Below are 25890 nucleotides of genomic sequence, written 5' to 3'. Positions count from 1 at the left end.
TGCGGCCTTTTTTGCTTTTTAATTAAATTTAAAGCTTTGGGGGTGAAAAAATGATTACAGTAAATGGTGAAAAACAAGAGTATAAAAAAGTAACAGTTTTAGAATTTTTAAAGACAGCGGGTTATCGCTTAGAAACTGTAGCTGTTGAAATTAATGAGGAGATTGTGTCTAAACGTACTTATGAGACAACTTATCTATGTGATGAAGATAAAATTGAAATTATTCACTTTGTAGGTGGAGGCTGATAAAAGTTAGGGGGCATTAATTTGAAAGTAAGCATAAATGGTAAACAGCAAGAGGTAAAAAGTAAGTCTTTATGGACACTTAAAGAAGAATTCCTATATGGAGCAACTCGAGCAATTAAGGGGCCACTTATTACAATTTATAATGGGTTCCAAACAGATGAAGACTTAAAGCTTGATGAAGGGGACGAAGTGGCCTTTATTGTAAAAGGAGAGATGCCTAGCAAGGAAGAACTAGAAGCGTTAATGTGTGCAAGACATACGCCAAGTGTTCATGAAAAGGTTAAGAAAGCCAAAGTCGCTATTGCAGGACTTGGGGGGCTAGGATCTCATATTGCTATAGAACTTGCAAGAACTGGTGTAGGGCATTTACATTTAGTTGACTTTGATATTGTAGAACCAAGTAATTTAAATCGTCAGATGTATAAGATTAAGCATTTAGGTATGTATAAAACAGAAGCTTTAAAACAAGAGATTCAAGAAATTAATCCTTATATCACTGTGGAAATCGATACCTTTAAAGTAACACAAGAAAATGTGTTAGACCTTTTTAAAGAGGAGGAAATAGTCTGTGAAGCTTTTGATAAGCCAGAAGCTAAAGCAATGATTGTTAACGCTTTATTAGAGGCGCGAGGAGATATTAAAATTGTAGCAGCTTCTGGGATGGCTGGTTATGAAAGTAGTAATGAGATTCAGACTAAGAAGATTAATAAGCGCCTTTATATTTGTGGGGACCTCTATAATGGGGCAAAGCAGGAATGGGGCTTATGGCGCCTAGAGTAAGCATTTGTGCAGGGCATCAAGCTAATATGATTTTAAGGCTTATTTTAAATATAGAAGAAGTTTAATAAACAGATGTTACGACTAGTTATAAATAGAAAATAGAGATAAGGAGAATAGGCATGGATGAAAAGAAAGTAAATGGATTAGACAAATTAGTAATTGGTGGGCATGAATTTGAGTCTAGATTTATATTAGGTTCAGGGAAATATAGTTTAGAACTGATTAAAGCGGCTATAGAAGATGCAGGGGCACAAATGGTGACTATGGCAGTACGCCGAGCCAATACTGGAAGTGGGGAAAATATTTTAGATTATATTCCTAAAGATGTCACCCTTTTACCAAATACATCAGGAGCTAGAAATGCTAAAGAAGCTGTACGTATTGCAAGACTTGCAAGAGAAGTAGGCTGTGGGGATTTTGTAAAAATTGAGATTATGAGAGATAGCAAATATTTATTACCTGATAATACAGAGACTATTAAAGCTACAGAGCTTTTAGCAAAAGAAGGCTTCATTGTCATGCCTTATATGTATCCAGATTTAAATGTAGCAAGAGATTTAGTAAATGCAGGAGCAGCAGCAATTATGCCTCTAGCTTCACCTATTGGTTCAAATAGAGGACTTTGTACAAAGGAATTTATCAAGATTTTAATTAATGAAATAGACCTGCCAATTATTGTAGATGCAGGGATTGGTGCACCTAGTCAGGCTTGTGAAGCTATGGAAATGGGGGCAGCAGCTATTATGGCCAATACGGCTATAGCTACAGCCGGCAATATTACAATGATGGCAAGAGCCTTTAAAAATGCCATAGAAGCAGGAAGACTTGCTTATCTTTCTGGACTTGGTCGTGTTTTAGCAAGTGGGGCAAGTGCTTCCTCTCCTTTAACTGGTTTTTTACAAGATTAATTAGAGACTAGAAGTAAAAATAGGGTTAAAGAGAAAAGTAGAAGGGAGAAAGCAGTAAAAATACAGCAACTGCTATAAATAATATGAGTGAAACAAGAACAGATCATATGGCATATATGGAAGGCATGGAAGTTTTAGAACCAGGTATTATGGAAGAAGTAATTAAGGCAATGAATGCCTATGATTATAATAGTTATACGGCAGAAGATGTAAAGAGAGCTTTAGAGAAGGAGATGCGTAACCCAAGGGATTTTGCAGCCCTTCTTTCACCGGCGGCTATGCCTTTTTTAGAAGAAATGGCACAAGCAGCACAAAAGGAGACAAGAAAGCACTTTGGAAATAGTGTGTATATGTTTACACCACTATATCTAGCCAATTACTGTGAAAATTATTGTATTTACTGTGGTTTTAACTGCCATAACAAAATTAAACGTGCTAAGCTTAATGTACAGGAGATGGAAAAGGAAATGGCTGCTATTGCGGCAACAGGCATTGAAGAGATTTTGATGCTAACAGGGGAAAGCCGAAAGATGAGTGATGTTAAATACATAGGAGAAGCCTGCAAAATTGCACGTAAATACTTTAAAATGGTAGGACTTGAAGTTTATCCAATGAATAGTGATGAATATGCCTATTTACATGAATGTGGGGCAGACTTTGTTACCGTATTTCAAGAAACTTATAATGCGGATAAATATGAAACATTACATCTGGCAGGACATAAACGTGTTTTTCCATATCGTATGTGTGCTCAGGAACGTGCCCTTAAAGGTGGGATGAGAGGCGTAGGCTTTGCTGCTTTATTAGGGCTTGATGATTTTAGAAAAGATGCCTTTGCTACAGGAATGCATGCTTATCTTATTCAAAGAAAATATCCTCATGCAGAGATAGCCTTTTCTTGTCCAAGATTAAGACCAATCATTAATAATGCTCAAATTAATCCTAAAGATGTTCATGAGATGCAGCTTTTACAGGTCATCATAGCTTATCGTTTATTTATGCCATTTGCAAGTATCACAATATCTACTAGAGAACGTGCAGAGTTTAGAGATAATGTGATTGGCCTTGCAGCCACAAAAATATCTGCTGGGGTAAGTACAGGTATAGGCAGTCATACGGAAGAAGAGATTGCAGATAAAGGTGATAATCAATTTGAGATAGCAGATAACCGCAGCTTTGAAGAGGTTTATGCAGCTATTAAATCTAGAGGATTACAACCTGTAACAAATGAATATGTATTTGTATAGAGAAAGATTAACTGTTTTAATTTGATAAATAATAAATATAGTGTATGAATTACTGGGATTGGTAATATATAAATAATAAAAGAGGACTATCGGGAGTTAGGGATAATTTCAAGGTAGTTCTTTTTTGCGTGGCGATCCTCTTTTGAAGGTGTTTATGCCATAATAAATAAAGGGATGCAGAGAACTTTAGAACAAATGACGGAGATTTGGCCCATAGTATATTGGCAGCAGAGCATGAACATGAAAAAGAATATATTGTAACAGTTGATAAGCCTTATGATGAGATATTTTTAGAAGCTATATGAAATAATTTATTTATCAGACTACATTTCATTTGAACTGTAGTATAATAATCGTGAATAGGGGAAATATAATAAGTTGCAATAGGGGGGAGTGCTATGGCCAATATAGTAGATTATTTAATATGGCGTGGCGACTTAACATTTGCACAAGCACCTTTTAACGAAATTGATAACTTAATATTATCATTAGTCTCATATATTAACTTTGATGGAATTGTACCAGGACCTATGTACCGTGATATTATCACACTAGAAGATGCGAGTAAGCTGTTTTTTAAAATGTATTCAGAAGAAGAATTAAAAGTACAGACCATATCCACTAAGTTAGTGCCTTTTATATTAAAGAAAGTAGCGGCTACTGAAAGATTTAGGCATATAGGTTTGTGCAAATATGTAAGTACGATAGATTATACAGATGAAAAACAATTTGCAGCACTGCATATTTTATTAGGAGATGGTACAACTTATATTTCCTATAGAGGCACTGATGATACTTTGGTGGGCTGGAAAGAAGATTTAAAAATGACGTATATTACACCTGTGCCAGCACAAATAGATGCACTAGCTTATTTAGAGGAAACAACTAAGCGAAGTAGAAGAATTATACGTTTAGGAGGGCATTCAAAGGGAGGTAATCTCGCTATGTATGCAGGCATTATGTGCCATTCAAGGCTCAAGCGTCGTATTCTTAAGATTTATAATAATGATGGCCCAGGTTTTAATAAAGAAATAATTGAAAGTAAAAATTATAGAGAAATGCTTCATAAGATTAAAACCATTGTGCCAGAATCTTCTGTGGTAGGCATGCTATTAGAGCATGAAGAAGAATATCTGGTGATTAAAAGTGGGAATAAAGGCATCTTACAACATGACATTATGGAATGGGAAGTCATGGGAAATAGCCTCATTTATTTAGAAGGTATTAGTGAGAATAGTAAAAGGTTAAATGATTCACTTACAGCTTTATTAGGTAAGTTAGAAGCAAATGAGAAGCAAAAGTTTATAGAAACTGTTTTTGAAGCTTTAGAAGCAACAGGCGCTAGAACTGTAAATGAATTAATGGTAGAAAAGATTAAAAATATAAGTGTGATATTAAAGACTTTAAATACTATGGATGAAAAAACGAAAGATATGGTGACTAAGACCATTATGTTTCTCGCAGGAGAATATTCCAAGTATTATGTGCAGGCCATTACACAAAGGCAAGGTTAGTATTTAAATCAGTTACGATATTTCATAACATTCATATTGATATAAAGGAGCAGAGAGATGAAAAATTTTGGGGTAAACGAGGTTTCAAATTTAAGAATTTTAGGAAGAACTACAAAAAATAGAATGCCGCTTACACTATTTTGGACAGGAAGCGGGATTGAATGTAATGTTAAGGGTGGTGAACTTTGGATAGAGATTGAAGCAGACTATGACATATATGAACCTTGGATTAGTGTAGTCATTAATGGAGCTTATATATCAAGACAAATGCTTGAAAAGGGAAGAAAATGGATTTGTCTTTTTAGAAATATGAATTCAGAAGTAATTAAAAATGTGAAAGTTTTAAAAGAAGTGCAGGCTATGCCAGTAGATTCAGCTCACTGCATACAGATTCATCGCTTTAAAACAGATGGGACATTTGAGCAGTTAGAGGATAAGAAGTGTAAAATTGAGTTCATTGGTGATAGCATTACTTCAGGAGAAGGGAGTATAGGCGCATTACAAGAACAAGATTGGATTTCAATGTGGTTTAGCACCTCTAATAACTATGCAGTTATGACAGCTAATGCTTTAAATGCAGATTATCATATTATTTCTCAAAGTGGCTGGGGCGTACTTTCAGGATGGGATAACAATCCTTATAGCGCCTTACCGCTTTATTATGATAGGGTATGTGGCGTTTTAAATGGTGAGAAGAATAAGGCTTTAGGTGCATATGAAAAGTATGATTTTGCAAGTTGGCAGCCCGATGCCATTGTAATCAATTTAGGTACAAATGATAGTGGTGCTTTCAATTCTCCTGAGTGGAAAGATGAAGTAACGGGCAAAGTATATAAAAACCGCCTAAATGCAGATGGTACTTATAATCAAGAAGACTTAAATGCCATTCAAAATGCCATGACAGCTTTCTTAAGACAACTTAGAACATGTAATCCAAAATCACAGATTGTATGGGTATATGGGATGATAGGGATACCTATGGAAGAGACTATTTTAGTGGCTATTAAAGAATATAAGGAGCAAACCCATGATGAAGCTGTAAGTTATTTAAGATTACCAGATACAACAGATGAAACAGTAGGCGCAAGATGTCATCCAGGCATTAAAGCACATGAAGCAGCAGCCAAGGTACTTAAAGAGTATTTAAGTAAACTTTTGAACTCTTAAATAATTAGTTGTAGGAAGTACCTATCTAATGATAAAATAAATTAAAATAAAAATAATAAGAAATAGTGGAGGAAATATGGACAACTTTATTTTTAATGCTTATACAAAGATTTATTTCGGTAAAGGTATGATTGAAAACTTACCAGAAGCTATTCGTAAACATGGGAAAAACGTATTGCTTGTATATGGTGGAGGAAGTATTAAAAAGAATGGCATATATGATAAAGCAAAAAGTTTACTTTCAGATTGTAATATTATTGAATTACCAGGCGTAGATCCTAATCCTAAAATTGAAACAGTTAGAGAAGGGGTGCAGCTTTGCCGCAAGTATAATGTAGAAGTGATTTTAGCCATTGGCGGAGGTAGTGTTATTGACTGCTCTAAGGCTATTGGGGCTGGATATTATTATGAAGGCGATGCATGGGATATTGTTGCAGACCCTAGCAAAATCACAGAAGTATTACCAATTGTAACTGTACTTACATTAGCAGCTACAGGTTCAGAAATGAATAAAAATGCTGTTATTTCAAATATGGAGCTTAATGAAAAGTTAGGCACAGCATCTATGAAGATGATTCCACAAGCATCTATTTTAGACCCAGAGTATTTATATACTTTACCAGCTCGCCAAACAGCAGCAGGTACAGCTGACATTATGTCTCATATTTTCGAAAACTATTTTAAAAAAGAAACAGATACATTTATTCAAAATAGATTAGCAGAAAATCTATTAGAAACATGCATCAAATATTGTCCTATAGCTTTAGAAGAACCTACAAATTATGAAGCAAGAGCTAATTTAATGTGGGCAAGTACTTTAGCCTTAATGGACTTGTGGGTGCAGGTAAATCAGGCCCATGGACTTGCCATCCAATAGAACATGAGTTAAGTGCTTTTTATGATATTACACATGGTGTAGGTCTGGCTATTGTGACACCAAGATGGATGCGTTATATCTTAAGTGAGGACACAGTAGATAAATTTATAGAGTATGCTAAGAATGTATGGCATCTGCCAGAAGAAGCTGATAAAATGGCTTATGCTAATAAAGCTATTGATGCTACAGAAAACTTCTTTAGAAGCTGCCACTTGCCTATGACGCTTACAGAGCTTGGTATTGATGAAACCCATTTTGAAGCTATGGCTGAAAAAGCTGTAAGAATTGGTGATCTTCAAAATGCTTATGTACCACTTAATAAAGAAGATGTTTTAAACATTCTTAAAATGTGCAAGTAGAATAATTAAGTTAATAGAAAGATAATAGGAGATGAATATGTCAGAGTTAGATTTTATTTATAAAAGAAAAAGCATTAGAGATTTTAAAGATGCTCCAGTACCAAAAGAGGATATTTTAAAAATGTTAGAAGCTGCAACTTATGCACCATCACCAAAACATCAACAAAACTGGCATTTCGTAGTTGTACAAGATCAGGAAAAAATCAAACAAATGGCAGATGTAGTTGCCAAAAGTCATACGGCTATTGCTAATATGATGGAAACAGAAGAAGAACAAAAGAAATATATGAAATTCTTACCATATTATGTAACTTTCCAAAGGGGAACAGTAGCAGTTGTTGTTTATTCTAAACCATATGATATGATTGAAGAAAAAGTTTTAATGGCCAATAATGTAAGTGAAGATGTACTTGAAGTATTACGTTCACCACAATCAGCAGCACAAGGAATAGGGGCAGCAGTAGAAAACTTTTATTAGCAGCAGCTAATATGGGTTATGGGACATGTTATATGACAGGACCAGCTCATGCGAAAAGCGAGATTGAAGAGATTATTGGATTTAATAAACCAGAATACTCAATGATGTCAATTATTGCATTAGGTGTACCACAAGATGAAACACCAAAGCAACCAAGACGTAAACCATTAGAAGATGTCGTAACATTTATATAGAGTTTATTTATAAGCTAGATGATTTACTAGGCGGATAGAATTCATAATTAATCATTTATTTAAGTAGAGATTAATAAGGAGACTATCCGCCTTTTTATAAAATAGGGGGATATATAATATGGAGGAAAATATTAAAAGTAGTATAGATGCCACACGTAAGGGGTTTGAGCAAAGCTTTAAAGAAGGAAGTTTATATAATAAACAAACTCAAAATGATGCACATTTAAGACAAATATTAGGAGCATTAAATATAAAACCTGGCAGCAAAATATTAGACTTAGGAACTGGAAGTGGCTATTTAGCCTTTGAAATAGCTAAGCAGTTTACAGGGTGTGAAGTTGTAGGATTAGATATAGTGGGGGAGACATTAGAAGCTGATAAGGAGGCAGGAGGCAGCTATTCAAAAAGGACTTAAAAATATAAGTTTTGTAACCTATGATGGTATTCATTTTCCTTTTGAAGAGGGAAGCTTTAATTATGTGGTGACAAGGTATGCATTACATCACTTCCCAAAGATTGAGGAAACCTTTAAAGAAATAGGACGCATTTTAAAGCCTAAGGGACAGCTTTTTATAGCAGACCCTACGCCTTGTAAAGAAGATAACGAAAGGTTTGTAGATCAATATATGCAGATGAAAAAAGATGGACATATTAAGTATTATACAAAAGGAGAGTTTATAGAGTTAGCAGCTCAGGTGAATATGGAGCTAAAGGCAGCATTTGAAACACCAATATGTTTTCCAAGGATTAATGAAAGTGGTTATAAGGAACTTATAAAAAGACATTCAAAGGAGATTATAGAGAAATATAAGGTATATGTTACAGAAGATAATCAGTATATTTATATCACTCAAAACGTACTAAATTTAACTTTTGAAAAGCGATAAATCAAAATAAGACAGCAGATAGGTGCGCAACTTATCTGCTGTTTTTGCAACTTGAAATATGGATTATGCAACTTACTAGGAGGATTATTGAATAAAAAAATTAAAGGCATATAGTGTAATTAACAAGAAGAGCTAGAAAGGGGAGAGGATATGAGTGAAATTATAGAGGTAAATCATTTGAAGAAATATTATAAGACAGTAAAGGCAGTAGATGATATAAGCTTTAACGTAGAAAAAGGTGAACTCTTTGGATTTTTAGGAGTCAATGGAGCAGGTAAATCAACTACGATTAATATGCTTTGTACATTATTAAAACCAACAGAAGGCGAAGTTTATTTAGGAGGCTATAAGCTAGGAAAAGAAGATGAAGCTATTAGAAGATTGATAGGGGTAGTTTATCAGGAAAATAGTTTAGATGATAAATTAACTGTAGCAGAAAATCTCATGATACGCGGCAGCTTATATGAAAGTAGTAGAAAATGTCTCAAACAGCAAATGAATGAAGTTATAGAGCTTTTAGGACTTGAGGATATATTAAATAGACGTTTTAAGAGACTTTCAGGAGGGCAGAAAAGACGCTGTGAAATTGCAAGAGCTTTAATGCATAAGCCGGAAATATTATTTTTAGATGAACCAACTACAGGACTTGACCCAGCTACTAGAAAGGATGTATGGGAGTGTGTTAAAAAGCTTAGAGAAGAAATGCAGATGACAGTATTTTTAACTACTCATTATATGGAGGAGGCAGCTACAGCGACACATATTGCCATTATGGATAGTGGAAAGCTAAAACAATATGGTACACCTTTTTCGTTAAAAGAAGATTTTGCAAATGATAGTTTGAGATTAATACCTAAAGAGTTAGGAAAGATAGAAACACTATTAAAGGATAAAAAAATAGAGTTTGAAGTAGAAGATAAGAGTTTAAAGATTAAACTAAGTAACACATTGGCAGCCATTGATTTAGTAGCTGATTTTAGGCAAGAAATAAGTGGTTTTGAGGTGGTTCAAGGGTCTATGGATGATGTGTTTTTAAAGGTAACTGGTAAGGTTTTAGTAGGCTAAGGGGGAGCAAAATGGGAACTGTAAGAAACCTAGTAAAAAGAAATATTTTGCTTTATATAAGAGATCGAAGTGCAGTGTTTTTTTCACTTTTATCTATGATGATTGTTATTTTACTGATGGTAGCATTTTTGGGAGAATCTAATAGTAAAAATATAGTGGATGTTTTAAAGCAATATGGTACCAATAGAAATTATGAATTAGATAAGGCTAATGCATTATACTTTATACAAACTTGGACATTAGCAGGTATTTTAGTGGTCAATGCAGTAACGGTTACTGTAATGATGATTGGTTTTATGGTAAGGGACGAGGAGGAGAATAAACTAAATAGCTTTTATGTAGCACCTGTAAGCCGCATAAAAATAGCTATGGGATATGTTATATCAGCACTTGTTGTAGGTACTATTATGTGTAGCATTACTTTAGCTATAGGAGAGGTGTATATTAAGTTAGGTGGCGGAGAGCTTTTAACGTTGGGAGATACTTTAAGAACTATAGGACTTATAGTAGTCAATGTATTTGCATCAGCATGCATCATGTTTTTAGTAGCTTTATTTGTCCATAGCAATAGTGCTTGGAGCGGATTAAATACAGTTATTAGCACATTAGTAGGTTTTGCAGGTGGTATTTATTTGAGTATGGGGATGTTACCAGAGGGGGTGCAAAGCGTATTAAAATGTTTACCAGTTCTACATGGTACAGCTATGTTGAGAGTAGTATGTACGAGAAAAGCTATAGAGAAAACTTTTGAGGGGATGCCTGTAGAAGTTATAGAAGAATGTAAGAAAGCTATGGGAATTACTATACAAGTAGGTAATCATAAGGCAAATACTTTGTGGCAAATAGCATTCATTATAGGATGTGGTATAATAGCCTTAATACTAAGTATCTTAATAATCAGAAAAAATAAAGTTTATGAGGGGTAGAGTTACAGGTGAGAATTATAATAGAGGATTGTAAGGATGATGAGGAAGATACAATCATTATAAAGTGCAAAAATATTGACAAGGAACTTTTACAGCTTATTTATAGTGTGAAAATGGGTAGTAAAAGAATGATGGCTTTTAAAGATGGCAGTATTGTTATGCTAGATCCTAAAGAAATTTACTATTTTGATACAGTCGATAATAAGGTGTTTGCTTATGGGGAGCAAGAAGTATATGAAATGAAAGTTAAACTTTATGAGTTAGAAAAAGACTTTGAGGGAACTGATTTTTTCAGATCCTCCAAGTCTTCTATTATTAATTTAAGTAAGATTAAAAGCTTAACACCGGCTTTTAATGGTAGATTTGAAGCATTGTTATATAATGGGGAAAAGGTAATTATTTCTAGACAATATGTCAGTGAACTAAAGAAGAAATTAGGACTTTAAATCTAAGTTTATAAGGAGGAAAAAATGCAACGTATCAAATATTTAGCATCACTATTTCCTAATATTGCAACAGGGATTTTAATTTCATCAGCCATATTTCTAAGTGCTTCAGGAGGAAGTCTGGGAAGTTTAGCTAGGATATTGTGGCAGCTTATTGTATGTGCCTTTTTATGTACATTAGGCAGTATTATTTATCCTAATAAAGAGTTATCTAAAAAACAGACAGTTATACTAGCTGTAATAAACTATATCTATGTTAATATGATTGTAATAGGTTGTGGCATTGTATTTGAGTGGTTTGATTTACAGGATTGGGGAAGAATAATTATATTAAGTTTCTTAGTAGCAATAGTATTTATAGTAGTTTGGTGTATCTCTGTATATAAGGGCCAGAAATTGGCAAATGAAATGAATAAAAAATTAGCAGAATATCAAAAAAAGAAGAAATAAAACATTTGAGGAGGGGCTATGGTAAAGGCTATTTGTATTAAAAGTTATAAGGGGATGAAAAAAGGAGAGATCATTAATGCATGGTATGGTTTCAATGGCAATGTACATTATTTTAAGGGATTTAAACCTTACTTTAATATTCTGGAAAGTGATTATAAAACGTATTTTACAAGTTTTAATAATTATTATGTTGTAGAGAAGCCAGAAATTAAACGTAGATTTAGAAAGCCTAAGAAGGACTATTTGCGCGTGGAATTTAGAAATATTTCACCCCAGGCATTAGTGTCACTTTATAATCATGTTTTTTCATATATTGAGCTTACAAAACAAATAGATGAAGGCATTGTGAAAACCTTTAGTTATAGTATTGTGACTACACTGGAACAGCTGGAACAGCTTTATACTATTTTGCCAGAAGATAAATTCTTAGAAGCAGTAATCAGTGCAGAGCAGGTTTTTAAGGGGATGTATAAAACTGCACTTGGTATAGATATAGCCCTTATGTCTAAACCGGAAAACTATGAGCAGCTCCTAAAACAGTTCAAGAAAGATGTAAATATTGTAGGAAACTTTTTTAATGAATTAAATAACTAAATAAAGTAATATAAAAAAAGCTTTAAAAATGAAGAAAACTAAAAAAAGATAGAGATAGAGATGTTTGATAAAAATAACAAAATTAGAATATAAAAAGAATTTATGTAAAACCGATATTATTTATTAAGTTTAAGATATAAGGAGAAATTATGGGAGAACAAACAATTATTAAACTTAACAAATTAACAGTAACGATAGGACTGATATGTGCTATAGTACTGAGTATATTATCTGAAGCGTGTATTTGAAGAATCAAAGGATTACTTTAAAAATGGGACAACACTTGTAAGTGACCTTGATAAGAAGGCAAAAATAACTAATGAAATTAGTAAAGCAACTAAAGATGTTATGGTAGAATTCAAAGAGAAGTCAAAGCAAATTAATGAGATTGTTGAAATAATTACCTCTATTTCAGAACAAACTTATTAGCTTTAAATATTTCTATTGAAAGTGCTAGGGCAGGAGAAGTAGGTAAGTTAGCATTTCAAAGTAAAGATGCTACAGCCAATATTACAACGATTATTAAAGAACTACAAACATGTACAGAGAATGTGGTTCAAAATGTAGCTGAGCTAAGCAAAGTTGCTATAGAACAAGGTAAATTAATTATAGATACAAGAGCAACCTTTGATAAAATGATTGAAGTAATTAATGTACTATATGATAAAACTGAAGGCATTAATAAGAAAATGGACATTATTGTAGATGGAAATAATGGTATTGTGGAAGGAATTCATGATATATCTGCTGTAAGTGAAGAGACAACGGCGAGTTCTGAAGAAGTAACAACAATGGCTGTTAAGAGTACAAAATTATCAGAGGAAGCTAGTGAATATGTAAAAGAACTTCTTGATCTAGCGAATGAATTGAAGAAATATTTTGAATAAATAAGTAGAGGATTACATAAAGGATTTTATTTATAGGGCTATATGCTGATGAGAGACGTGAAAAATGTAGAATGTTTATATAACATGAACATAGGCTTATTAATGTATAGTATGCTATAATGTGATTACAGAGCAGGGTAGAGTATTGAGCGTTAAGTGCTATTGTTACGGAATGTTGAACATAGACGAAAACCTTAGGTTGCGGTTCATTACTCGCATTCACTGCAATATTATTATATCAATTTATAATAACGTTGTTTTTCGTGAAAACCGGCTCCTTATTAATTTTTTTAAGGAGGCATTTTTATGCAAAAAAGTAACAAAACAAATCTTTTTCCTATGGCGGCAACAGCCATTTTTGCTGCAATTAGTATTGCTTTAAGTGGACTTGTTTTTTATATCCCACTTCTTGGATTCCCTTCTGTAAGGTTTTCTGTCACAGGTATTCCAATATTTTTAGCAGGTAGTTTATTTGGTGGTGCATATGGCGCTATAGCAGGTTTCTTAAGTGATATTATTGGCTTTATGTTTTCAAGTGGTGGTGCACCATATCATCCAGGTTTTACGATTAATTCTATATTAGTAGGACTTATTCCAGGAATTATTTTCTCACAGATTAGAAAGAAAGGAATTACCGCATCATTTAATAGGATTAACTTTATTTTAGGGTTAGTTGCAGCAGTAGGTGCAATTGTTTATATTAACTTTATTGGTATTCATGAAATTGAAGAATTAGGTTCATTTATGGGCACACCAACAAATATTGTATTAAGTGTAATTATGGTAGTGATTTTCATTACTTTAGTAGGTCTTACAATGTATGTACAAAATAAGTTTACAGATGGAGATAGTGTTTATTCTATTGATAAGATTATCTTTGTTAAGATTTTAAATTATATTGTAGTTCAACTTATTTGTACACCAATATGGCTCAGTCAGCTTTATAATATTCCAGTGGTAGCATCAGTAATGGTACGTGTTTTTAAAACGCTTATTGATATTCCATTACAAGTTATGCTTGTTTATCTCATTATAAAGGTGATTCCAGTTAATTTAAGAAATAAATATTTAGTATAAGAAGGAGGGAGTAGAGGTCTTTACTAACTGTTAGTAGTTAAGTAAAGGTGTATGCTCCCTTTATGTATAAGTATAGGATAGAGAAGAGGAGAATTAAGAATGGAAGAAAAGTTAGCATTAGAATATTTAGAAGCATTTAATGGGGGAGGTATACGTTTAGGTCTTGATAATATTACACGTCTTATGAATGCTCTTGGAAATCCAGAAGCCCATTTAAAAATTATTCATATAGGTGGCACAAATGGTAAAGGATCAACAAGTGCATTTATTAGTAATGCTTTAAAAGAAAATGGTTATAAGGTAGGCGTCTTTAATTCACCATACTTAATCACACCTAGAGAGAATATCCGCATCAATAATGTGGATATTAGTACTTCAGATTTTTGACCCGTGTAAAAAAAGTGACTGAAATTGGGGCAAAACTCAGAGAAGAAGGACATGAACCTTCTTATTTTGAAATTATGGTAGGTGTAGCATTTACATATTTCTATGAACAACAAGTAGATTTCGTTGTTTTAGAAGTAGGTTTAGGTGGCGCTTTAGATGGCACTAATGTAATTAAAAAATCTCTTGTATCTGTTATTACTAAAATCTCTATTGACCATAAAGACTTTTTAGGAGATACCCTTACAAGTATTGCAACACAAAAAGCAGGGATTATTAAGCAAGAAGGTTTAGTCATTACGGGGACTCAAGGACCAGAAGTTTTAGAGGTATTTAAAAAGGTTTGTAAGGAAAAAGAAGCTCAGCTTATAGTAGCCCCTTGTGATCAAGCAATTGTAGAAAGCGTTTCTGAAAAGGGTACGGCTTTTAAATTACAAGATGAAGACTATGCAATAAGTTTAATTGGTGGTCATCAAGCTTATAACTGTACAATTGCTTTAGCAGTCATTGAGAAATTACAAGAGATGGGTATTACAATGGATAAGGTACTTATTAAGAAGGCTTTACTTGAAACAAAGTGGGAAGGACGCTTTGAAAAAATCGGAGATGAACCTTTATTCTTTATCGATGGGGCACATAATGTAGATGGTATTATGGCCCTCAGAAATACAATTAATGCTTTAAAAAAACGTTATACAATAGGCATTGTAGGTATGTTAAAAGATAAAGAAGTAGAAGAAATGCTAGAGGTGATTATACCATGCTTTGATACCTTAGTTGTTACGTTGCCACATAATCCAAGAGCTATGACAGCGCAGTGTTTAGGTGATAAAATAAGAGCTTATGGTAAAGAAGTATATATTGTAAATAATGTACATGAAGCGAAAGAAAAAGCATTAGAAGTAGCAAAATCACATGAAGATAGCCAAGTCATAGGCTTTGGCTCACTTTATATGATTGGAGAACTTAAAGAAAATTGCTAAATAAGTTGTTTATATTTCTAGCCTGAATGAGGCACAATAAGATGGGTGATAAAAAGATGATTTATGAGATTCAAGAAAGGCTCATTGTAAGAGAAAAGATGCCTCAAGATGAGATAGAATATAGTAAGGCAAGAGGTTATATAGAAGTTATTTCTATGCAGGAATGGCAAAAGCGAGTAGGAGATTTCTTAATAGAAGAGATTAGAGATTTTGAGCGTATTGACTGCTCAAAGATTATAGAAGGCATAGATTATTTATGGGGAAGTTTTATGATTCCTACAAAAAATGATGTGCATAAAAGACGTGTGTTTTTTTTCATTATAGAAAAGAAAAAGGTTACTTTTATAGAACACGAAGAATTTGTAGCACATATATTGGCACAAATAGCAAAGGTTAAAGTTTGGAAGAAGCCTTGTATTGAAAGTTTTTTATATACATTTTTAGAAGCGCTTATTGATAAGGATTATATTTATCTATATGAATTTGAAAATAAGCTTAGAAAGGTAGAAGATAGTATTGTAAATGGCGGAAGTCCAAATTTTAACCATAAAATGATGGCCTTTCGCAAAGAAATTGCCACATGGCATCATTATTATTTACAGCTTTTAGAAATCGGGCGAAAGCTAAAAGAAAATGAAAGTGAATTTTTTGAAGAAGACGGGATGAGATTATTTGAGCTTTTTAATGAGCGAGTTATAAATCTTCAAGGTAACACAAAGTTTCTAAGAGAATATGCCATTCAAATACGAGAAGTCTATCAAACGCAAGTTGATATTAAACAAAATAAAATCATGGAGATTTTAACGATTATGACGACCTTGTTTTTACCCTTAACACTGATTACGGGGTGGTATGGCATGAACTTTGAATATATGCCAGAATTAAAATGGGAATATGGTTATCCGACTATGATTTTAGGCAGTATCATTGTGGTTATGATTTGTATGAAATGGTTTAAAAAGAAAAAGTTACTTTAAATAGCATATAAAAAGTGATATTAGGAATCCCTAATATTGCTTTTTGGGGTGTATAATGAAATAATATATAAACACTAAAGAATAGAGGGGATTAGATGAACGAAGGATATAGAGATTATATAAACTTTTGGCCTGAATTCAAAAGTGAGGTAACTAAGGAAGAATTAAAAGAAGCCATTTATTTTATTTATAGTGATAGAAAAGTATTAATAAAAAATAATGAAGATAAACTTCAAATGCCTATTTATGAAACAGTAGAAAAATTAAATATTAATTTAGCAGAAAGTTATTATTTAGGTGAATTGAAAGGGCAAATTTGTATCTGTATAAATGTTAAAGATTTAAGGGGATTTGAAAGTGAATATAGGCTCATACCGCTTAAAAGTCAGTTATGGGAATTAAATCAAGAAATCTACTTTGTAGCTATTAAAGCAATGCAACTTTTAGAATGGGATAATAATACGAAATATTGTGGGAGATGTGGCAACTTATATACGCGTAAGGAAGACGAAAGAGCAAAGGTGTGTAAGAAGTGTGGGCGCATTGAGTATCCTAGAATCTCTCCAGCAATTATTGTAGGAGTAACAAAAGGAGAAGAGATTTTATTAGCGCATAATGCAAATTTTGCAGAAGGATTATATAGTATTATTGCAGGGTTCGTAGAACAAGGAGAAACCCTTGAAGCAGCAGTGAAAAGAGAAGTATATGAAGAAGTAGGGGTTAAGGTAAAAAATATTCAATATGTGAGTAGTAAACCTTGGTCTACAGGAGATTCATTAATGCTAGGTTTTACAGCAGAATATGAGAGTGGGGAAATCACTGTAGATGAAAAAGAGATTTTAGATGCGGGTTGGTATAACAAAGAAAAATTGCCACCTGTATTGCCATTACCAATTACAACTGCAAGAGAAATTATTAATCGTCTAATAGGCATTGACAATACCATAGCTGGAAGCAGAAAATAGAAATTAAACAAAATGAATATGATGCTAAGATATTATATGTTAAAAATTACCTGGATATGATTGTTAAATGAATGATTAAATATTGGATAATTTTAGTTTAAATAGGAAAAAATTTTACTATATAAACATTTTGCATTCGTATTGTGTTTTTTTGAAAATTAAATTATTATATAGAAGGTTTAGCCTGAAAACGGAAAAATTTGGTGGTTAAATAAAATAAGAATCAGGGAGTAGAATATGAAGAAATTTTTAGCATTAGGACTTAGCAGTATTTTAGCAATGAGCGTATTAGCAGGATGTGGTGGTAGTGCAAATGGTGGTCAAACTGAAACTACATCAAAATTTGAAAAATTAGATACAGACCTTAAGGTTGGTATGGTTGTTGGAAAAGGTACAATTGATGACCGTTCATTCAACCAAGGAACATGGGAAGGAATCTCTGGAACTGTTAAGAATTGTAAATATTTAAAACCTGCTGGTGAAACTGAAGCAGATTATACAAAAGAAATCGGTAACCTTTATGATGCTGGATTCAAAAGCATTATGTTACCAGGTTACTACTTTGAAACAGCATTATTCAAAGCACAAGATAAATACACAGATGCAAGCTTTGTAATCTTAGATGGAGAACCAAATGATGGACAAGGAACAACAAAAATTGGTGACAAAACAGTATCAATTACATTTGCTGAACAAGAAGCAAGTTTCATTGCAGGTGTAGCAGCAGCAACACAAATCAAAGATGGTGAATTTGGATTCTTAGGAGGTATGGCACTTCCAGCTGTACAAAGATTTGAAAAAGGATTTAGACAAGGTATTGACTACGCAAATACAAACTTAGGTACAAATATTTCATTTAAAGATGAAAACTCTGTATACCAAGGAACATTCGATGACAAAGCAGCAGGACAACAAATTGCAGCTCAAATGTATGACCGTGGTGTAAAAGTAATTTTCACAGCAGCAGGTGGTACAGGTATTGGTGCAATTACAGAAGCTAAACAAAGAACTAGTAATGGACAAGAAGTATGGGTTATTGGTGTAGATTCAGATCAATATACAGATGGTATTTACAATGAAGATACTAAACAATCTGTAGTCTTAACATCAGCTATTAAATATTTAGATCAAGCAACACATGATATGATTGTAGCACAAGTTAATGGAAACTTCCAAGGTGGTGAAGTAATTGTATTTTCAATCGCAAATGATGGTGTAGGAATCCCAGCTGAAAATCCAAACTTAAGTGAAGAAACAATCATTGTAGTAAATGAAGTATATAACAAAGTAAAAACTGGTGAAATCGTAGTTGATGGAACTGTATAATAGATAAATTAAAAAGGTGTAACAATTTGCGTTACACCTTTTTTACATTTTTCTAAGCCGAGAAAAATGTATTAAGAATAAATAATATGATATGTCTCGCTCATACTAAATATAATTATTTACTAATTTAAAATGAAATAAAATTTAAAATTTCTGTTAATTTGCATGGTGGTAAAAATTGAAAATTATAAAATAAATTAGTATAATAATTAATATGAAAAACCAATGTTTATAGGAAATGGGGGAAGAAAATGAAAAAAGTATTATTTGTAGCTTCAGAATGTGTACCCTTTATAAAAACTGGAGGGTTAGCTGATGTAGTGGGAACACTTCCTAAAATGTTTGATAAAGAAAAATATGATGTACGTGTTATTATGCCATATTATACTTGCATTCCAGCGCAGTACCGTAATAGTTTTACATATAGGCATCATTTCTATATGGATATTGGCTGGCAAAAGGAAAAATTACATGTAGGAATTATGACCACGGAATATGAAGGAGTTACTTTTTACTTTGTAGATAATGAATACTACTTTAGCGGTTGGGCGCCTTATGGTACCACACGCTTTGATATTGAAAAGTTCACATTCTTCTGCAAGGCAGTACTTGCAATCTTACCTGTCATTGATTTTAAACCAGATATTATTCATTGTCATGATTGGCAATCAGCATTAGTACCTGTTTATTTAAAAACAATTTTTGCAAGTAATCCATTCTTCTGGGGAATTAAAACAATTATGACCATTCATAACTTAAAATTCCAAGGTATATGGGATTTGAAAACTATAAGGGGAATCAGTGGATTACCAGCAGACTTATTTACACCAGATAAATTAGAGTTTAATAAGGACGCCAATATGTTAAAAGGTGGTCTTGTTTATTCAGACTACATTACAACAGTAAGTGATACATATGCTAGAGAAATCCAGATGCCTTACTATGGGGAAGGTTTAGACGGACTTCTTAGAGCGAGAAACAATTCATTATGTGGTATCTTAAATGGTATTGATTATGATGAATATAATCCTGAAAAGGATGCACATATTTATAAAAACTATGATATCAGCACTGTAGATACACTTAAGGTACAAAATAAGTTAGCACTTCAAAAACAACTAGGCTTACCTGTAGATAAAAATAAATTCATGTTAGCAATTATCTCAAGGCTTACAGATCAAAAAGGTCTGGATCTTGTAGACTGGGTAATGAATCAAATCTGTGATGACAATACACAACTCGTAGTCCTTGGTACGGGAGAAGGACAATATGAAAATATGTTTAAACATTATCAGTGGATTAAACCTCAAAATGTATCTGCCAATATCTATTACTCAGATGATTTAGCGCATAAACTTTATGCAGCAGCTGATGCATTTTTAATGCCATCTAGGTTTGAACCATGTGGTTTGTCACAACTTATGTCATTACGTTATGGTACAGTACCTATTGTCAGAGAAACAGGTGGTTTAAAAGATACTGTACAAGCGTATAATGAAGTAGAAAATACAGGTACAGGTTTCTCATTTGCTAACTATAATGCTCATGAAATGTTAGGCATCATTAATTATGCTAAGAAGATTTATTATGAAAATCAAGAGGCATGGCGCGGTATTGTACATCGCGGTATGAGGGCTAACTTCTCATGGCATATATCAGCTAAAAAGTATGAGGAATTATATGATAGGCTCATCTGGTAAGAAGAGAATCTAGACTATATAAATAAGGGGATGCTGCAAAATTATTATTAAAATCTTGCGACACCCCTTTTTTATGACTAAAAATAAGTAGGGCAGTAGCTTTATAAGCTATGCATTTGAAGTTTTAATTAATATATATTATGCTTAATAAGAATATAAAAATTAGTAGGTGAAAAGATGAAGAACAATAAAGATTTACAAAGGCTGCTTATGAGTCTAGATGGAAAAAGTTATGGTGCTTATAAAGAAATTAAGGGGAGTTATAGCTTTAAAGATTATGTAATAGAAATACAACATGTACAAGGAGATCCTTTTGCTAGTCCATCTAAGGTGCGTGTATTTATGCCAATAAATGTGGCAGGGGTTCCAAATACATTTATTGATTCTAAAAATAAATGTATTGCAGCAGCAGATTTTCTAACAAGAGTTTTCGCTGAAAATATAGAGAAGCTTTACAATGGAGTAAGAGGTTCTGGGAAGAGTGGGATGATATGCATTGCACGTCCAAGTACACAAATCCTTGAGCGTACATCAGTAATGATTGATGCTAAGCAAATTGAGTTAAGATGTGAAGTGGGTCTTCCAGCAGCAGGAAGAAGAGTGTTAGGAAAGGCAGCAGCTTATATTTTATGTGAGGCTTTACCTAAAATTGTAGAAGCTTCTCTTTATTATAAAAATATAGATGGCAGTAAGTTACAAGCACAAGTAGAACTTATGGAAGATCAAGCATTTATACGCAAGGAACTTATAAATAGAGATTTAATAACCTTTATTGCAAATGGGTCTATATTACCTAGAAAAAGTGGTATATCGGAGCTGCCACTTAAAAAAGGTGTACCATTTAGGAGTCCAGTTCACTTAGAAGTAGAAATGAACTTACCTTATAGAGGAAAAGTAAAAGGATTAGGTATTCCAAAAGGTATTACATTAATTGTAGGTGGGGGATATCACGGAAAATCTACTTTATTACAAGCTATTGAAAAAGGGGTATATAATCATATTCCAAGTGATGGTAGAGAACTTGTTATTACAAGAGACGATGCTATGAAAATTCGTGCAGAAGATGGCAGAAGTGTAGCTAAAGTAAATATCAGTCCATTTATTAATAACTTACCGAATGGTAAGGATACAGTGAAATTTAGTACAGAAAATGCCAGTGGAAGTACATCACAAGCTACAAATGTGATGGAGGCTTTAGAAGCAGGAAGTAAAGTATTACTTATTGATGAAGATACATCAGCCACTAACTTTATGATTCGTGATGGTCGTATGCAAAAATTAGTTGCCAAAGAAAAAGAACCTATTACACCGTTTATTGATAAAGTGGCACAACTTAAATTACAAAAAGATGTCTCTACAATTATGGTTGTAGGTGGTAGTGGGGATTATTTTGATGTAGCAGAGCATATCATTATGTTAGATTCTTATCATTTAGAGGATGTAACAGCTAGAGCAAAAGAGATTGCTAGCGAAATAGGAGAAACAAGAGCTGCTCAAAATGATAAAGCTTTTGGTGAGATTACACATCGTATCCTTATGAAAAATAGTTTTCCAAAAGGAGATAAAGATTCTAAGATTAAGGTGAGAAGTCTAGATACAATCTCTTACGGAGATGAAAATATTGATTTAAGTTATGTGGAACAACTTGTAGAAATAAATCAAACTAATGCTTTAGGTGCCATTTTGGATTATATGGTAAAGAATATTATAGATGACAATCACACCTTAGAAGAATGTGTCAGCATATTTGAAGCAAAAGTCAAAAAAGAAGGTATTACAGTACTTTCAAGTTGCAGTGGTTATTCAGGTAACTTAGCTATGCCAAGAGCTTATGAAGTATGTTGTATGATTAATCGTTATCGTAAATTACGCATAAAATAAAAACTAGATATAAATGGAGAAAACTATGAAGCAAGCAAATAAATCATTTTATAAGATGGTATTTGCATTAGTCATGCCTATGGCTGTGCAGAATCTCATTAATACAGCGATTACCTCAGCAGATGTTATGATGTTAGGAAAGGTAGGAGAAAACGTACTTTCAGCTTCATCTTTAGCTGGACAAGTACAGTTTATTCTATCACTTATTTTCTTTGGGATTACGTCAGGAGCAGCTGTTTTAACAGCTCAATATTGGGGGAAGCAGGATACTCAGACGATTGAAAAGATTATGGGAATTGCAATGCGCATTTCCCTAATCGTAAGTTTAATTTTTACTGTAATTGTACTATTATTTACAAGGCCAGTTATGCAAATTTTTTCAAATGAAGAGGCAGTTATAGATGAAGGAATTCAGTATTTAAGAATTATTGCTTTTTCATATATACCGATTGCAATTACCATGGTTTATCTTAATATTGTACGTAGTATTGAGAGGGTACTTATTTCAACAGTTGTTTATTCTAATTCATTAGTATTAAATGTAGCTCTTAACGCACTTTTAATATTTGGGTTAGGGCCTTTTCCTACTTTAGGAATTAAAGGGGCAGCTATTGCGACACTAATAACACGTATTGTAGAGTTAATCATTGTAATTGCTTATGCAAAATACATTAATAAAGTCATTACTTTTGAACCTAAAGACTTATTTGTAAGAGATGCTCTTTTATTTAAAGATTTCTTAAAGTATGCTTCACCAGTTATCGCCAATGAACTTTTTTGGGGAGCAGCATGTTCTATGAATGCAGTTATTATAGGACATATAGGAAGTTCTGTAGTAGCAGCTAATTCAGTGGCTCAAGTTACAAGACAATTGGCCATGGTTATGGCCTTTGGTATAGCCAATGCTACAGCTATTATCATTGGTAAAACAATTGGTGAAAATAATGAGAAGTTAGCAGAAGAATATGGTAAGAGATTTTTAAAACTAAGTATTTATGCAGGCCTTTTAGGTGCAGCTATTGTTTTAATTATAAGACCTATTGTAATGAATGTATTAACATTATCACCGGAAGCAGTTAATTACTTATCAATGATGATGTTTGTAATGACCTATTTTACATTTGCTCAATCCATTAATACAACTTTAGTTGTAGGTGTGTTTAGAGCAGGAGGAGATACAAAGTTTGGACTCATTTTAGATGTGACTACTATGTGGGGAGGTTCTATTTTACTAGGATCTATTGCTGCATTTGTGTTTAAATGGCCAGTTACAATTGTATACATACTATTAATGTGTGATGAGATTATTAAATTACCATTAACCTACTATCGTTATAAAGGAAAGAAATGGCTTTGTCATGTTACCAGATAATACAATAATCAAAAGAAGGTTTCGCAAAATAATATTTTTTGCGAAACCTTCTTTTGCCTTTTACATATCTTATATCATCATGAGTAAATATGTAAAAGGTGTGCAATGAGATAAAGTATAAATAAGTGAGTTGGATAAAAAGCATAAAATACATATTTAAGAGATAGACCACGTTTGCCATTGTAGCAGGCAATTGGAAGAATCGCTAAGGTAGCAAGGGATTCCATAGGATTTGCAAGAAAGCTGAAAAAGAAAAAGCTGATAGTTAGAGGAAGGAGCTTATGATGTTTATGATAAAGGTAAAATAATATAATAAAAATAACACCAAAACATCCATAGTCTACTCTTGCCAATTCTGCAATAATCATGCCAGATACAAAGATGAAGTATTGCATCCAATTTTTATATTTAAACTTATCCAACCCTATAAGTACGAGGAGTCCAATAAGTAGTGTGAAAAATACATTTTGATGAGAAAAATTAAAAATTCTTTCAGATATAGCTAAATTGAAAGGAATTTCTGATATAAATGCAAAAATACCTAGACGAATAGCATAATTTCTAACATTGTGAGTATGAAGAAAACCTTCTACAAGTAAAAAACAAAATATAGGAAATGCAAGACGTCCTATACAACGTAAGAGATAACATGTAGGAAATAAAACAGCACCAATATGATCAATAAGCATTGTTGTAATAGCAATGATTTTTAAATTACTACCGCTTAAACTAATTTTTTGTGTATGCATAGTACACCTCCTATTAAATTATATTCATATTATACAGTACTAGATATAAAAATGTATAAAAATGGTAATGAAGTTTATCTTCATGAAAGAGTTTCTACCTAATAAAATCATCAGCTAAAATAGCAATAGGAGAAAGGAAGAACCAAATAACAAAGAATGATAAACAAACTTGTCCTAAAATATTACAAGGTAAATGGCTATAATCCAAAATATGAAGCCCAAGATAAATATTTAAAAGCATGCCACTTAAAAATTCTAGTATTGTAATAATGAAGGCTGAGATCAGCATTTGTAAAATAGAAGAGAAATCAAAACTAAATATATTATTAATAAGGCCAATCAATATAAAATAGATTCCATCTAAAATTCCCATAGTCCAATGGGTAGGCCACGATAAAGAATTTCAATAAGTAAATAGCTTATACCACCAATACAAAAAAGTACAAGATATTTTCCTAGTTATCTCATATAAAAGTCCTTTCCTGTAAATTTTAGTGTTCAAGTAAATTTATTATGTGCCCAAATATAAGATTTATGCGCTATAAAACTTGAACTTATGTATAAGAATGTCGATAACATATAAGAGAGTCCATAGTAGATAAATGTTCTATAGAAAAACTATAGAAGCAGAGGCATTAAATATAGCATTTTATATAAAGGGCTATAAGGTGTAGCAGGACATAAGAGAAACGAGGAGGAAAAAAGATGAAACAATGGAAAAAGCATTTATGTGGTATGTTGATTGTAGCAGCAGTGCCAGGTATGATCTATGCAGCAAATATAACGCAAAGTACATCGTCAGCAGTTACAGTAAGCCCAAATGTAGAGAAAGCTAAAGAAGAGATTAAGTTTATAAGTCCTATAAAGGTGGAAGCAGAATTAACTGCACCATTTGATCAAGATAGGACAAGCTATAGTCATCAAGGGATTGATTTAAAAATGCCAATAGGGACTCCTGTATATGCAGCGGCGGATGGAAAAGTTATTAAAGCAGCACCAGATTCAAAGGGCATTAATGCAGGTGGTGGAAACATTATCATGTTAGTACATGCAGATGGTTCTCAGACTTGGTATATGCATTTAGACGCATATGCTGTTAATTTAGGGAATAATGTCAAACAAGGACAAATCATAGGCTTTTCAGGAAACACAGGAGATAGCAGTGCGCCACACTTACATCTAGAATACCGCGTTAATGGTATACCATTAGATCCTAGATTTATTATAGAGAATAAACAATACGTAGATAAAAGCGTATCCTTAATTAAATTAGATGAGCCATTTATTGTTGTACAATCATAATACAAAAAAATAATTCCTAGTAAAAAAAGTAGAAAAAAAGGAATTACCCCTAGACTTCTAGAAAAAGATAGTTTATGATAGAGAAATAGCTTAAGAAAAGCTATAAATTAACGAGTTGTGCTAGTTAAATTTACAAGTAGAATAAGCTTC

Annotated in this window: 25 protein-coding genes, 3 pseudogenes and 1 riboswitch; of the genes and pseudogenes, 26 read left to right on the top strand and 2 right to left on the bottom strand. The window is 32.8% G+C overall.

Going from position 1 to position 25890, the window contains the following annotated elements; translation table 11 throughout:
* Positions 1–50: 50 nt before the first annotated feature.
* The 25 genes and pseudogenes from thiS (at position 51) to JCM14822_RS10690 (ending at position 23689) form a co-directional block, all read left to right on the top strand.
* On the top strand, positions 51–245 hold the full coding sequence (gene thiS / locus JCM14822_RS10810; protein ID WP_054742273.1) for a sulfur carrier protein ThiS: 195 nt from the start codon (positions 51–53) through the stop codon (positions 243–245).
* 21 nt (positions 246–266) lie between these two features.
* A complete protein-coding gene (thiF, locus tag JCM14822_RS10805; RefSeq protein WP_330377461.1) occupies positions 267–1025 on the top strand; it encodes a sulfur carrier protein ThiS adenylyltransferase ThiF in 759 nt (252 codons plus the stop codon).
* Positions 1026–1144: 119 nt separating this feature from the next.
* The gene (locus JCM14822_RS10800) at positions 1145–1933 is read left to right on the top strand and encodes a thiazole synthase (RefSeq protein WP_054742271.1); all 789 of its coding nucleotides are present in this window, start codon (positions 1145–1147) and stop codon (positions 1931–1933) included.
* A gap of 83 nt (positions 1934–2016) precedes the next feature.
* Entirely contained in the window at positions 2017–3180 is a 1164-nt protein-coding gene (gene thiH / locus JCM14822_RS10795; RefSeq protein WP_054742269.1) for a 2-iminoacetate synthase ThiH, read from the top strand.
* A 398-nt stretch (positions 3181–3578) separates the two neighbouring features.
* Positions 3579–4694 carry an Mbeg1-like protein gene (locus JCM14822_RS10790; RefSeq protein ID WP_054742267.1) on the top strand — a complete coding sequence of 372 codons (1116 nt, stop codon included), beginning with the start codon at positions 3579–3581 and terminating at the stop codon, positions 4692–4694.
* 57 nt (positions 4695–4751) lie between these two features.
* Positions 4752–5861, top strand: a complete 1110-nt coding sequence (locus JCM14822_RS10785; protein WP_054742265.1) for an SGNH/GDSL hydrolase family protein — start codon at positions 4752–4754, stop codon at positions 5859–5861.
* Positions 5862–5937: 76 nt separating this feature from the next.
* Positions 5938–7097 (top strand): annotated as a pseudogene (locus JCM14822_RS10780) (iron-containing alcohol dehydrogenase).
* Positions 7098–7128: 31 nt separating this feature from the next.
* A pseudogene (locus JCM14822_RS10775) lies at positions 7129–7769 on the top strand (nitroreductase family protein).
* 118 nt (positions 7770–7887) lie between these two features.
* A complete protein-coding gene (locus JCM14822_RS10770; RefSeq protein ID WP_054742263.1) occupies positions 7888–8184 on the top strand; it encodes a class I SAM-dependent methyltransferase in 297 nt (98 codons plus the stop codon).
* On the top strand, positions 8144–8656 hold the full coding sequence (locus JCM14822_RS10765; RefSeq protein WP_083461390.1) for a class I SAM-dependent methyltransferase: 513 nt from the start codon (positions 8144–8146) through the stop codon (positions 8654–8656). The genes JCM14822_RS10770 and JCM14822_RS10765 overlap by 41 nt, the downstream gene beginning before the upstream one ends.
* A gap of 150 nt (positions 8657–8806) precedes the next feature.
* Positions 8807–9721: an ABC transporter ATP-binding protein gene (locus tag JCM14822_RS10760; RefSeq protein ID WP_054742259.1), complete on the top strand. Its 915-nt coding sequence runs from the start codon at positions 8807–8809 to the stop codon at positions 9719–9721.
* Between the two features lie 11 nt (positions 9722–9732).
* Positions 9733–10647, top strand: a complete 915-nt coding sequence (locus tag JCM14822_RS10755; protein WP_054742257.1) for an ABC transporter permease — start codon at positions 9733–9735, stop codon at positions 10645–10647.
* Between the two features lie 8 nt (positions 10648–10655).
* The gene (locus tag JCM14822_RS10750; RefSeq protein ID WP_054742255.1) at positions 10656–11093 is read left to right on the top strand and encodes a LytTR family DNA-binding domain-containing protein; all 438 of its coding nucleotides are present in this window, start codon (positions 10656–10658) and stop codon (positions 11091–11093) included.
* A 24-nt stretch (positions 11094–11117) separates the two neighbouring features.
* On the top strand, positions 11118–11543 hold the full coding sequence (locus JCM14822_RS10745) for a DUF3021 family protein (RefSeq protein ID WP_054742253.1): 426 nt from the start codon (positions 11118–11120) through the stop codon (positions 11541–11543).
* Positions 11544–11561: 18 nt separating this feature from the next.
* Entirely contained in the window at positions 11562–12137 is a 576-nt protein-coding gene (locus tag JCM14822_RS10740) for a hypothetical protein (protein ID WP_054742251.1), read from the top strand.
* Between the two features lie 422 nt (positions 12138–12559).
* Positions 12560–13024: pseudogene (locus JCM14822_RS10735) on the top strand (hypothetical protein); the annotation flags it as partial.
* A 131-nt stretch (positions 13025–13155) separates the two neighbouring features.
* A riboswitch (THF riboswitch) is annotated at positions 13156–13251 on the top strand.
* A gap of 79 nt (positions 13252–13330) precedes the next feature.
* Positions 13331–14101, top strand: coding sequence for a folate family ECF transporter S component (locus JCM14822_RS10730; protein ID WP_054742246.1), 771 nt, complete (start codon positions 13331–13333; stop codon positions 14099–14101).
* Positions 14102–14200: 99 nt separating this feature from the next.
* On the top strand, positions 14201–14488 hold the full coding sequence (locus JCM14822_RS10725; protein WP_054742244.1) for a folylpolyglutamate synthase/dihydrofolate synthase family protein: 288 nt from the start codon (positions 14201–14203) through the stop codon (positions 14486–14488).
* A 14-nt stretch (positions 14489–14502) separates the two neighbouring features.
* Positions 14503–15468, top strand: coding sequence for a bifunctional folylpolyglutamate synthase/dihydrofolate synthase (locus tag JCM14822_RS10720; protein WP_172674810.1), 966 nt, complete (start codon positions 14503–14505; stop codon positions 15466–15468).
* Positions 15469–15509: 41 nt separating this feature from the next.
* Positions 15510–16445 (top strand): magnesium transporter CorA family protein, encoded by a 936-nt coding sequence (locus tag JCM14822_RS10715; RefSeq protein WP_054742241.1) that lies wholly within the window; start codon positions 15510–15512, stop codon positions 16443–16445.
* 95 nt (positions 16446–16540) lie between these two features.
* A complete protein-coding gene (nudC, locus tag JCM14822_RS10710) occupies positions 16541–17410 on the top strand; it encodes an NAD(+) diphosphatase (RefSeq protein WP_054742240.1) in 870 nt (289 codons plus the stop codon).
* A 237-nt stretch (positions 17411–17647) separates the two neighbouring features.
* Positions 17648–18736 carry a BMP family lipoprotein gene (locus JCM14822_RS10705; RefSeq protein ID WP_054742239.1) on the top strand — a complete coding sequence of 363 codons (1089 nt, stop codon included), beginning with the start codon at positions 17648–17650 and terminating at the stop codon, positions 18734–18736.
* Positions 18737–18987: 251 nt separating this feature from the next.
* Complete coding sequence (gene glgA / locus JCM14822_RS10700) at positions 18988–20436, top strand: glycogen synthase GlgA (RefSeq protein ID WP_054742238.1); 1449 nt, start codon at positions 18988–18990, stop codon at positions 20434–20436.
* A 177-nt stretch (positions 20437–20613) separates the two neighbouring features.
* Complete coding sequence (locus JCM14822_RS10695) at positions 20614–22317, top strand: ABC-ATPase domain-containing protein (RefSeq protein WP_054742236.1); 1704 nt, start codon at positions 20614–20616, stop codon at positions 22315–22317.
* A gap of 25 nt (positions 22318–22342) precedes the next feature.
* Positions 22343–23689, top strand: coding sequence for an MATE family efflux transporter (locus JCM14822_RS10690; RefSeq protein ID WP_157047723.1), 1347 nt, complete (start codon positions 22343–22345; stop codon positions 23687–23689).
* 77 nt (positions 23690–23766) lie between these two features.
* On the opposite strand, the gene JCM14822_RS10685 is transcribed toward JCM14822_RS10690, so the two are convergent.
* Together JCM14822_RS10685 and JCM14822_RS10680 are read right to left on the bottom strand one after the other, a co-directional pair.
* On the bottom strand, positions 23767–24438 hold the full coding sequence (locus tag JCM14822_RS10685) for a TraX family protein (protein ID WP_054742233.1): 672 nt from the start codon (positions 24436–24438) through the stop codon (positions 23767–23769).
* A 94-nt stretch (positions 24439–24532) separates the two neighbouring features.
* Entirely contained in the window at positions 24533–24811 is a 279-nt protein-coding gene (locus JCM14822_RS10680) for a putative ABC transporter permease (protein WP_157047722.1), read from the bottom strand.
* 332 nt (positions 24812–25143) lie between these two features.
* Here JCM14822_RS10680 and JCM14822_RS10675 point away from each other — a divergent pair, with 332 nt between their 5' ends.
* The gene (locus tag JCM14822_RS10675) at positions 25144–25740 is read left to right on the top strand and encodes a M23 family metallopeptidase (RefSeq protein WP_054742231.1); all 597 of its coding nucleotides are present in this window, start codon (positions 25144–25146) and stop codon (positions 25738–25740) included.
* Positions 25741–25890: the final 150 nt, after the last annotated feature.

The sequence above is a fragment of the Cellulosilyticum ruminicola JCM 14822 genome, from assembly GCF_001311925.1.
In the GTDB taxonomy this organism is placed as follows: domain Bacteria; phylum Bacillota; class Clostridia; order Lachnospirales; family Cellulosilyticaceae; genus Cellulosilyticum; species Cellulosilyticum ruminicola.
This window is presented reverse-complemented; position numbering and strand designations above follow the sequence as displayed.